Genomic DNA, 8895 nt, shown 5'->3' on the forward strand with positions numbered 1-8895 from the left:
GCGCGGTTACTTCGGCAGAGCGATCCATTGGTCCGCCACGCGGTGCACGCGGATGCGATGGTCGAAGACCTGCTCCAGCGCGGCATGGGTGGCCGGGTCGTCGCAGGCGCCGTGATGCACGACGCGGCCCTGGTTCATCACCACCAACTCGTCTGCGGCCAGCGCCATCGGCAGTTCGTGCAGCACGCTGACGACGGTGCGGCCTTCGGCCACGAGCGTGCGGACGATCTGCATCCAGTCGGCCTGGTGCGGCGGGTCGAGGTTGGCCAGCGGCTCGTCCATGAGCAGCGCCTCGGCTTCGACGGCGAGCGCGCGTGCCAGCAGCACGCGCTGGCGTTCGCCGCCGGAGAGCTGGCCCAGCGGGCGGTCGCGCCAGTCCCAGGCCTGGGTGCTGCGCAGGGCGCGCTCCACCGCCTCGCGGTCGGCTTCGCCGGGCGTGGCGAGCCAGCGCTGGTGCGGCAGGCGGCCGAGCATGGCGACGTCGTAGACCATCAGGTCGTCCGCACTGCCCTCGCCCGTGCCGCTCTGGCCCAGCCACGAAAGGCGGCGGGCGCGCACGTGGGCGGGCACCTTGTCCTGCGCCTCGCCGAAGAGCCGCACCTCGCCGCGATGGGCGAGCAGCCCCGCCAGCGCCTTCAGCAGCGTCGACTTGCCCGCGCCGTTCGGGCCGACGATGCTGGTCCAGCGCGCGGCCCGCAGCTTCAGGTCGATGCCGTGCAGCACTTCGGTGGCGCCGAGCGTGGCGCTCAGCCGGTGCGCTTCCAGCGCGGCAGGCGTGTCGTTGCGGCTCATGCCAGGCCCCCACGCGCACTGCGCCGGTGCATCAGCCACAGCAGGTAGCTGCCGCCCAGCACGGCCGTGAGCACGCCCACGGGCAGTTCCTGCGGCGCGATCAGCCAGCGCGCCAGCAGGTCGGCCGCCATCAGCAGCAGCCCGCCCATCAGCGCCGACAGCGCGATCAGCCGCGCATGCGTGGTCTTGACGACCGAGCGCACCAGGTGCGGCGCCGCCAGGCCGACGAAGGCGATCAGCCCCGTCTGCGCCACGGCCGCGCCGGTGGCCAGCGCCAGCACCACCACCAGCGCCGCGCGCATCGCGCCCAGCGGCAGGCCCAGGCTGCGCGCGGTGGCTTCGCCCAGCGCCAGCCCGTCGAGCACCGGCGCCAGCGCCCAGCCCGCCAGCAGGCAGGCCGCGCCGACCGTCGCCATCACCGCGCAGGCGCTCCAGCCGACGAGGCCGGTGCTGCCCAGGATGAAGCCCTGGATGGCCTGGAGGATGTCCGCCGAGGCGATGGTGATCAGGTCTTTCGCCGCGCCGAGCACCACGCCGACGATCACGCCCGCCAGCAGCAGCCGCAGCGTCTGCTGCACGCCGCGCGCCAGCATCAGCGTGAGCATCACGGCGAGCACCGCCCCCAGGAAGGCCGCGCCGGTGAGCCCGAGCCGCATCACCCACTGCGTGCTCGCGGCCGAACCGCCGAACATCAGCAGCGCCACCGCCACGCCGAGCGAGGCGCCCGAGGCGCTGCCCAGCAGGTACGGATCGGCCAGCGGATTGCGGAAAAGCCCCTGCGCCACCGCGCCCGCCAAGCCGAGCAGCGCGCCCGCCAGCCAGGCGCCGAGCGTGCGCGGCAGGCGGATGTCCCACACGATCTGCAGCGCCACCGGGTCGTGGCGCGCGGCGAACAGGCTCTCGAAGCCGGTGCTGCCGATGCCCAGGCCCAGCAGCATCAGCGCCGCGCCCAGCACCAGCAGGCCGGCGCCGAGCAGCAGTACGCGGCGCAGATGAGCCGTGTGCCTGACGGCAGCCGCGTTCATCGCTTGCCGCCCTTTTCAGCGATGCACTGCGCCATCAGCCGCGCGGCTTCGTCCATGCGCGGGCCGGGGCGCACGAGCACGTCGGACTGCTCGGCACTGAAGCGGCAGATGCGGCCCTCGCGCACCGCGCGGATGCCGGCCCAGCCGGGCCGCTGCTCCAGCCCCTGCGCGCTGCGCACGCTGACCATGATGAGGTCGGGGTTCGCGCGCACCACGTATTCGGGGTTGAGCTTGGGGAACGGGCCGAGCGAGGCCGGCACGATGTTCTTCATGCCGAGCCTCGAAAGCGTCTCGCCGATGAAGGACGACTCGCCCGCCGCGTATGGCGCGCTGTTGACCTCGAAGTACACGCGCATGCCCTTCGCACTCGCAGGCACCGACTGCGCGGCGGCCGACACGCTGGCGTCGATCACGCGCCACACCTTCGGCGCCTCGTGCGTGCCCAGCACCTGGTCGAGCTTGTCGAGCACGCGGCGCACGTCGGCGTGGCTCTTGGGTTCGAGCACCAGCACCTTCATGCCCAGCGCCTCCAGCCGTTGCGTGACGCGCGAGGACTTGGCCAGCAGCACCGCATCGGGCTTGAGCGCGACGATGGCCTCCACGTTCGGATCGATGCCGCCGCCGAGCTGCGGCAGCGCCTTCACCTGCTCGGGCGAGTTGGAGTACCGGTCCACGCCCACCAGCCGGTCGCAGGCGCCGAGCGCGCAGACCGACTCGGTGAGCGAAGGCAGCAGCGTGACGATGCGCTGCGGCGGCTGCGGCAGGCTCACCGAAACGCCGCGCTCGTCGACCACGTCGAGCGCATGTGCGGCGAGCGCCAGCAGGGCGAGGCCGATTGCCGCCAGCGGATTGCGGATCTTCTTCATGCTCATGCGGCGGGCGCCTTCAGGCTCAACGGCAGTCCGGCCGCCATCAGCGTGACCCGGCCGCAGGCGGCGGCCACGTCCTGGTTGAGCCGGCCCAGAGCGTCGACGAAGGCGCGCGTCTCGCGGCCCATCGGGATCACGCCCAGGCCGATCTCGTTGCCGACCAGCACCACCGGGCCCGGCGCATCGCGCAGCGCGACCAGCAGCATCGCGATGTGCGTCGCCGGGGTGCGCGTCACGGGGCGGGCGTCTTCGCTGGGCATCGGCATCAGCAGGTTGGTGAGCCACATCGTGAGGCAGTCGACCACCACCAGCGTTTCTGGCGTGCTCTGCGTGACGATGGCGCGCGCGAGCTCGACCGGCTCCTCGATGGTGCGCATGCCGGGCACGCGCTCGGCGCGGTCGGCCTGGTGGCGCACGATGCGCTCCAGCATCTCGTCGTCGTAGGCCTGGGCCGTGGCGATCAGCACGGCGCGGCGCGTGCGCGCATCAGTGGCGAGCCAGTCGGCGGCGCGCTGCTCGGCGCGGCGCGACTTGCCGCTCTTCTGGCCGCCGAGGATGAACTCGTGCTCCTGGGTCCTAGGCTTGATCGGTTGATGCGGCATGGCTCTCCAACTCCATGGGCATGGCGCCGAAAAGGCGCGCGGTGGCTTGCGGACTGGACGCGAACCACGCATGGAAATAGCTCGCGCGCACCGGCCCGTGCACGTACAGCGCTTCGCCGGCGCGCCCGCCCACGGGCTGGGTCGCTCCGGGCCGGGCAGTGTGCGCGGCGGGCACGAGCGGCGTCTCGCAGCTCGAATAGTGGAATGTGTGGCCGCGCAGGACATGGCCGCCGAGCGAGAGCTGCTGCGGCCCGAGGCCGGCCAGCCGCTTCTGCATGGTCACGCGGCCCGGCAGCAGGCCCCAGAGGCGGTGGACCTGCCCGCCGTCCTGAATGGCCAGTTCGTCGAACAGCGCCATCATCCCGCCGCACTCGGCCCAGATCGGCTTGCCCGCGGCGACGTGCGCGGCGAGCGACTCGCGCATCGGCTCGCAGGCTGCCAGCGCCTGCGCGTGGAGCTCCGGGTAGCCGCCGGGCAGCCAGACGGCATCGCAGGCCGGCAAGGCATCGCCCGCGAGCGGCGAGAAGAAGCTCAGCCGCGCGCCCAGTGCCGTGAGCACGTCGAGGTTCGCGGGGTAGATGAAGGAGAACGCGGCGTCGCGCGCAATCGCGATGGTGCGGCCGGCCAGCACCGGCGGCACGGCCTGCGCCTCATCGGCTGGGGGAGCCTCGAAGCGCACCTGCGGCAACCGGGCGACCGGCATCCGTCCGAGCGGCGTGGCGGCCAGCACGTCGGCCACCGCGTCGAGCCTCGCCATCGCATCGCCGAGCTCGGTGGCGGCCACCAGCCCCAGGTGCCGTTCGGGCAGCGCGAACCCCGCATCGCGCGGCAAGGCGCCGAGCCATTGCGAGGGATCGCGCAGCGCGTCCTTCAGCATGCCCGCGTGCCGGTCGCCGGCCACGCGGTTCGCCAGCACGCCAGCCCACGGCAGGCCGGAGCGGAAGTTCTGCAGCCCATAGGCCAGCGCGCCGAAGGTGCCGGCCATGGCCTGTGCGTCGATCACCGCCAGCACCGGCAGGCCGAAGCGCTGCGCGAGGTCGGCGGCACTGGGCGTGCCGTCGAAGAGGCCCATCACGCCTTCGACGATCAGCAAGTCGCATCCGGCCGCGGCCTCGTGCAGGCGCGCGCCGCAGTCGGCCTCGCCGGTCATCCAGAGATCGAGCGAATGCACCGGCGCGCCGGTGGCCAGCGCCAGCCAGTGCGGATCGAGGAAGTCGGGCCCGCACTTGAAGGCGCGCACGCGCCGGCCCTGGCGCGCATGCAGCCGCGCCAGCGCTGCCGCGACCGTGGTCTTGCCCTGCCCCGAGGCCGGGGCGGCCACCAGCACGGCGGCGCATGAAGCCGCCGCAGCACCGCTGGCGGTGCCGTCCGGAGGGGGCGATGAGCTTATTGAGGCGTCCACTTGAGACCGACGTACGCGGTGCGGCCTGCGGTGGCGTACAGCCGCGCGAACTGGTAGTCCTTGTTGCCCGCATTGTCGACGCGTGCGACCAGGTTGAGGTCGCGCGTGATCTGCGTGGTGGCCGACAGGTTCAGCACCGTGTAGCCGCCGAGCTTGACGCCGTTGGCGGCATCGTCGTAGCGGCGGCTGGAGGTCTGCACCTCGGCGCCCAGCGTCCAGCCTGCGACGCGCCAGTCGGCGCCGAAGGTGGCGTGGCGCTGCGCGCGGCGCACGAGCAGGTTGTGGGTGGCGAGGTCGCGCGGATCCTGGAAGTCGAGCGAGCTGCGCAGCGTGACGTCGCCGATACGGTGGCTGCCCGACAGCGTCACGCCCTGGTAGCGCGCGCGGGCCGTGCTCGCGTAGCAGCCGAAGGACGAGGCGCAGCCCTTGGCGGAGCCGTCGAACACGATCAGGTTCTGCACGCGGTTGGCATACGCCACGATGCCCAGCTGCGTCGCGCCCTCGGTGTACTGCAGGCCCAGTTCGAGGTTGCGGCTCGATTCGGGCTTGAGCGTCGCCAGGCCGTATTCGCTGAAGCGCTGGTACAGCGTCGGCACGCGGAAGGCGGTGCCGGCCGAGGCCGTGAAGCGCAGCGACGGCGTGATGGCGTAGCCGTAGGCCGCGCTGCCGGTGGTCTTGCCGCCGAACTCGCTGTCCCTGTCGCGGCGCACGTGCAGCTGCAGCGAGTGCGGGCCCTGCACGAAGCCGTAGCCCAGCGAAATGGCGTTCTGCGAGCGGTCGCGCGAGAGCAGCTTCGAAGTGGTGGTGGGCGCGTTTTCGAGGGCGTCCTCGCGGCGCTCCAGCGTGGCGGTGACGAGGTGCGGGCCGAAGCGGAATTCGTTCTGGAACAGGTAGCCGCGCAGCCTTGTCTCGGTGCGGTAGAACGAGGGCTGGGTCTTGTAGACCGACTGCGAGTCGGTCACCTGCACGCGGGTGCTGTAGACGTCGTTCCACTTGGCCGACCAGGTCAGGCCGGCGGTGCGCAGCGTGTTGCTGGACACGTCGTCGCGGAACAGGATCGGCGGCTTGGTCTTGTACGGCACGGAGACGTCGTAGCCGGCCTTGATGTCGCTGGCGAGCATCGTGGCCTCGATGCGCTGGTCGGGCGTGATCTGGAAGCCCAGTTTCACGTTGCCCGAGGTGCTGTTGTAGCCGTCGCGGTCGGGGCTGGTGAAGCCGTCCTTGGTCACGTTGCGCTTGCTCACGGGCTGCACGTTGTAGCCCTTGCTCTCTTCATGCGCCACGCCGAAGGAGTAGTCGAAGAGGCCCGACTTGCCGCTCACGCCGCCTTCGATCCTGCGCAGGCCGTAGCTTCCGATGCCGATGCCCGCGTAGGGCGACACGCCCTCCTCGCCGCGCCTGGTGAAGAGCTGGATCACGCCGCCCACCGCGTCGGAGCCGTACACCGCGGCGGCCGGGCCGCGCAGCACTTCGATGCGGTCGATCTGCGACAGCGGAATGCCTTCCCAGCCGGCGCCGCCGGTCGATTGCGAGTCGATGCGCACACCGTCGAGGTACACGGCGGTGAAGCGCGTCTCGGCGCCGCGGATGAACAGGCTGGTGGTGTTGCCCACGCCGCCGGAGCGCGAGATCTCGATGCCGGGCAGGCGCGAGAGCAGGTCGGCCACGCCGGTCGCGCCGCTGCGCGCGATGGCGTTGCTGTCGACGACGGAGACGTCTCCCACGAGCTCCGACAGCGGCTGGGGCGTGCGGTTGGCCGTGACCACCGTCTCGCGCAGGGTGGAAGCCTCCTGGGCATGGGCCAGGCCGCCGAAGACGGAAACCAGCGCCAGCGGCAGGCAGGCGTGGCGGAAGCGGCGCGCAGGGGCGCGGCCGCGGGTAGAGCAAACACGGGAATTCATGGATCAAGCGAACGAACGTCAATACCCCTGGCCGGCCTCCCCGCCGGCGCCTGGGCGCAATGGCCGCGCATGCGTTCGTCAATCGATCTTCGACGCATGCGGCAGCCGCCTCGTTGGCCGGTATCCGGGCTGGCAGAACGACTCCTTGCCGCCTTCCCAGGCGCCTGTTTCAGGGCGCCCAGTGGCTCGATGGAAAGGTGTTGGCGCCTTGCGGCGCCGTCTGCTTGACCGTTGCGGGGGCAGCGCAGGCGGCTTCGGCCTTGTTCCGGTACGAACCGGGGCTTCCACTCCTGCTTCCCGTTGAACTGCGCCGTGCGAACCACGGCGCGAGCACCAACGGGCGGGATTTTATGCGCTGGGCAACGGGGCTTAAGTCGAAAGTTGCGGCGCCGCTAACATCGACGGCCATGATGCGGCCCGCCTCGGTCTTCCTGAATCTTCGCTCGGCGCTGCAGCGGCTCTTCGGTGTATCGGGCTGGCAGTCGATGCTGCTCTGGTCCATCGTGGCCGGGCTGCTGGGCACGCTGGCGACCGAGCTCTTCCGTGCCGCGCTGCTCGCCTTCGAGCACCTGGTGCTCGGTCCCGGCCAGGGGCTGGTCGCCATGGCGAAGCACCTGCCATGGTGGGCGCGCATCGCCTGCCCCACGGTGGGCGGGCTCGTGGCGGGGCTGCTGCTGGTGCTCGCGAAGCGCGTGGCCTCGCGCAGCGCCACGTCGGACTACATGGAAGCCATCGTGCTCGGCGACGGCCGCATTCCGGTGGCGCAGACGCTAGCGCGCAGCGCGTCGTCGCTGGTGAGCATCGGCACCGGCGGCTCGATCGGCCGCGAGGGCTCGATGGTGCAGCTGGCGGCGCTGGCCTCTTCGCTGCTGGGGCAGGCCTTGCGCTTTCCGGCCGAGCGGCTGCGGCTGCTGGTGGCCTGTGGCGCGGCGGCCGGCCTCACAGCCGCGTACAACGCGCCCATCGCGGGCGCCTTTTTCGTCGCGGAGATCGTGCTGGGCTCCATCGCGATGGAGAGCGTGGGGCCGATCATCATCGCGTCGGTGGTCGCCAACGTCGCGATGCGGGCGCTGCCGGGCTACCAGCCGCCTTACAAGATGCCGCCCTTCCCGGAGATCCACGGCACCGAGGTCGTGCTGTTCTGCTTGCTCGGCGTGCTGCTGGGCTTCGCGGCGGTGGGCTTCCTGCGTGCGCTGCAGGGCAGCCGGGCGCTGTTCTCGCGGCTGCCGATGGCGCTGCCGTGGCGGCTGGCGCTGGGCGGGCTGGTCATGGGCGCGGTGTCGGTGCCGGTGCCGGAGGTCTGGGGCAACGGCTACAGCGTGGTCAATTCGGTGCTGCACACGCCCTGGGCATGGACGCTGATCGCGATGGTGCTGCTCGCCAAGGCGGTGGCGACGATGGCAACGGCCGGCTCGGGCGCGGTGGGCGGCGTGTTCACGCCGGCGCTCTTCTTCGGCTGCATGATCGGCGCGCTGTTCGGCCAGGGCGTGCAGGCGCTGTGGCCGGCGGCGAGCTCGGCGCCGTTTGCCTACGCCATCGTCGGCATGGGCGCGTTCCTGGCGGGTGCCACGCAGGCGCCGCTGATGGCGATATTGATGATCTTCGAGATGACGCTGAGCTACCAGGTCATGCTGCCGCTGATGGCCGCGAGCGTCATCGCGTACTTCGTGGCGCGCTCGGCCAACGCGGGCTCGATGTACGAGATCACGCTGCACCGCAATACCCAGCGCGACGACCAGATGCGCCTGCGCGGGCTGCACATGCGCGACCTGGTGCAGCCGGCCGAAACCGTGGTCGGCCCGCAGGCGGACCGCGAGGCGATGAGCAGGCTCTTCCTGCAGTACCCCGTCAAATACCTGTACGTGGTGGACGCGGACAACCGTTACCTCGGCGTGGTGCCGCTCTCGTCGCTCGGCACGGCACCGCAGGAGACGACGGCCGGCGCCCTGCTCTCGCAGGCCATCCAGCCGGTCACCGCCGACACGGGACTGGGCGAGGCGCTGCAGCGCTTTCTCGACCACCTGGGCGAGCGGCTGCCGCTGATCGAGAGCGCCGCCAACCCGGTGCTGCTGGGCGTGGTCGCCAAGAGCGCGCTGCTGGCCACCTACGTGCGGCTGAGCGAAGCCTGAGGGTTTGATCGGCGGACGGCAAAGCCGCAGAATCTGAACTGCACCCCAAAAGTTGGACACCGATCCAATCCTTGGGGTGTTTTTCATGGCGAAGTACGACGAGAAGTTCAAGCTGGCGGTAGTGCAAGACTACGAGGCAGGCAACCAAAGCTACGTGGCGGTGGCGCAGCGCCAC

At 71.3% G+C, this 8895-nt stretch carries 7 protein-coding genes and 1 riboswitch; of the genes, 1 reads left to right on the forward strand and 6 read right to left on the reverse strand.

Annotated features, from left to right (window positions below; translation table 11 throughout):
* Positions 1 to 6: 6 nt before the first annotated feature.
* Genes FHT32_RS09415 through FHT32_RS09440 form a run of 6 tightly spaced genes read right to left on the reverse strand, consistent with a single transcriptional unit; the run spans position 7 to position 6591 of the window.
* Positions 7 to 792: an ABC transporter ATP-binding protein gene (locus tag FHT32_RS09415; RefSeq protein ID WP_176664340.1), complete on the reverse strand. Its 786-nt coding sequence runs from the start codon at positions 790 to 792 to the stop codon at positions 7 to 9.
* On the reverse strand, positions 789 to 1817 hold the full coding sequence (locus FHT32_RS09420; protein ID WP_176664341.1) for an iron ABC transporter permease: 1029 nt from the start codon (positions 1815 to 1817) through the stop codon (positions 789 to 791). Before FHT32_RS09420 ends, FHT32_RS09415 begins: the two co-directional genes overlap by 4 nt.
* Positions 1814 to 2689 (reverse strand): ABC transporter substrate-binding protein, encoded by an 876-nt coding sequence (locus FHT32_RS09425; RefSeq protein WP_176664342.1) that lies wholly within the window; start codon positions 2687 to 2689, stop codon positions 1814 to 1816. Before FHT32_RS09425 ends, FHT32_RS09420 begins: the two co-directional genes overlap by 4 nt.
* The gene (locus FHT32_RS09430) at positions 2686 to 3288 is read right to left on the reverse strand and encodes a bifunctional adenosylcobinamide kinase/adenosylcobinamide-phosphate guanylyltransferase (protein ID WP_176664343.1); all 603 of its coding nucleotides are present in this window, start codon (positions 3286 to 3288) and stop codon (positions 2686 to 2688) included. Before FHT32_RS09430 ends, FHT32_RS09425 begins: the two co-directional genes overlap by 4 nt.
* Positions 3263 to 4690, reverse strand: coding sequence for a cobyrinate a,c-diamide synthase (locus FHT32_RS09435; protein WP_371132151.1), 1428 nt, complete (start codon positions 4688 to 4690; stop codon positions 3263 to 3265). Before FHT32_RS09435 ends, FHT32_RS09430 begins: the two co-directional genes overlap by 26 nt.
* A complete protein-coding gene (locus FHT32_RS09440) occupies positions 4675 to 6591 on the reverse strand; it encodes a TonB-dependent receptor domain-containing protein (protein WP_176664344.1) in 1917 nt (638 codons plus the stop codon). Before FHT32_RS09440 ends, FHT32_RS09435 begins: the two co-directional genes overlap by 16 nt.
* A 97-nt stretch (positions 6592 to 6688) precedes the next feature.
* Positions 6689 to 6944, reverse strand: a riboswitch (cobalamin riboswitch).
* Between the two features lie 54 nt (positions 6945 to 6998).
* Here FHT32_RS09440 and FHT32_RS09445 point away from each other — a divergent pair.
* Positions 6999 to 8720, forward strand: a complete 1722-nt coding sequence (locus FHT32_RS09445) for a ClcB-like voltage-gated chloride channel protein (protein WP_176664345.1) — start codon at positions 6999 to 7001, stop codon at positions 8718 to 8720.
* The last annotated feature ends 175 nt before the right edge of the window (positions 8721 to 8895 follow it).

Source organism: Variovorax sp. SG517 (genome assembly GCF_013376045.1).
GTDB lineage: Bacteria > Pseudomonadota > Gammaproteobacteria > Burkholderiales > Burkholderiaceae_C > Variovorax.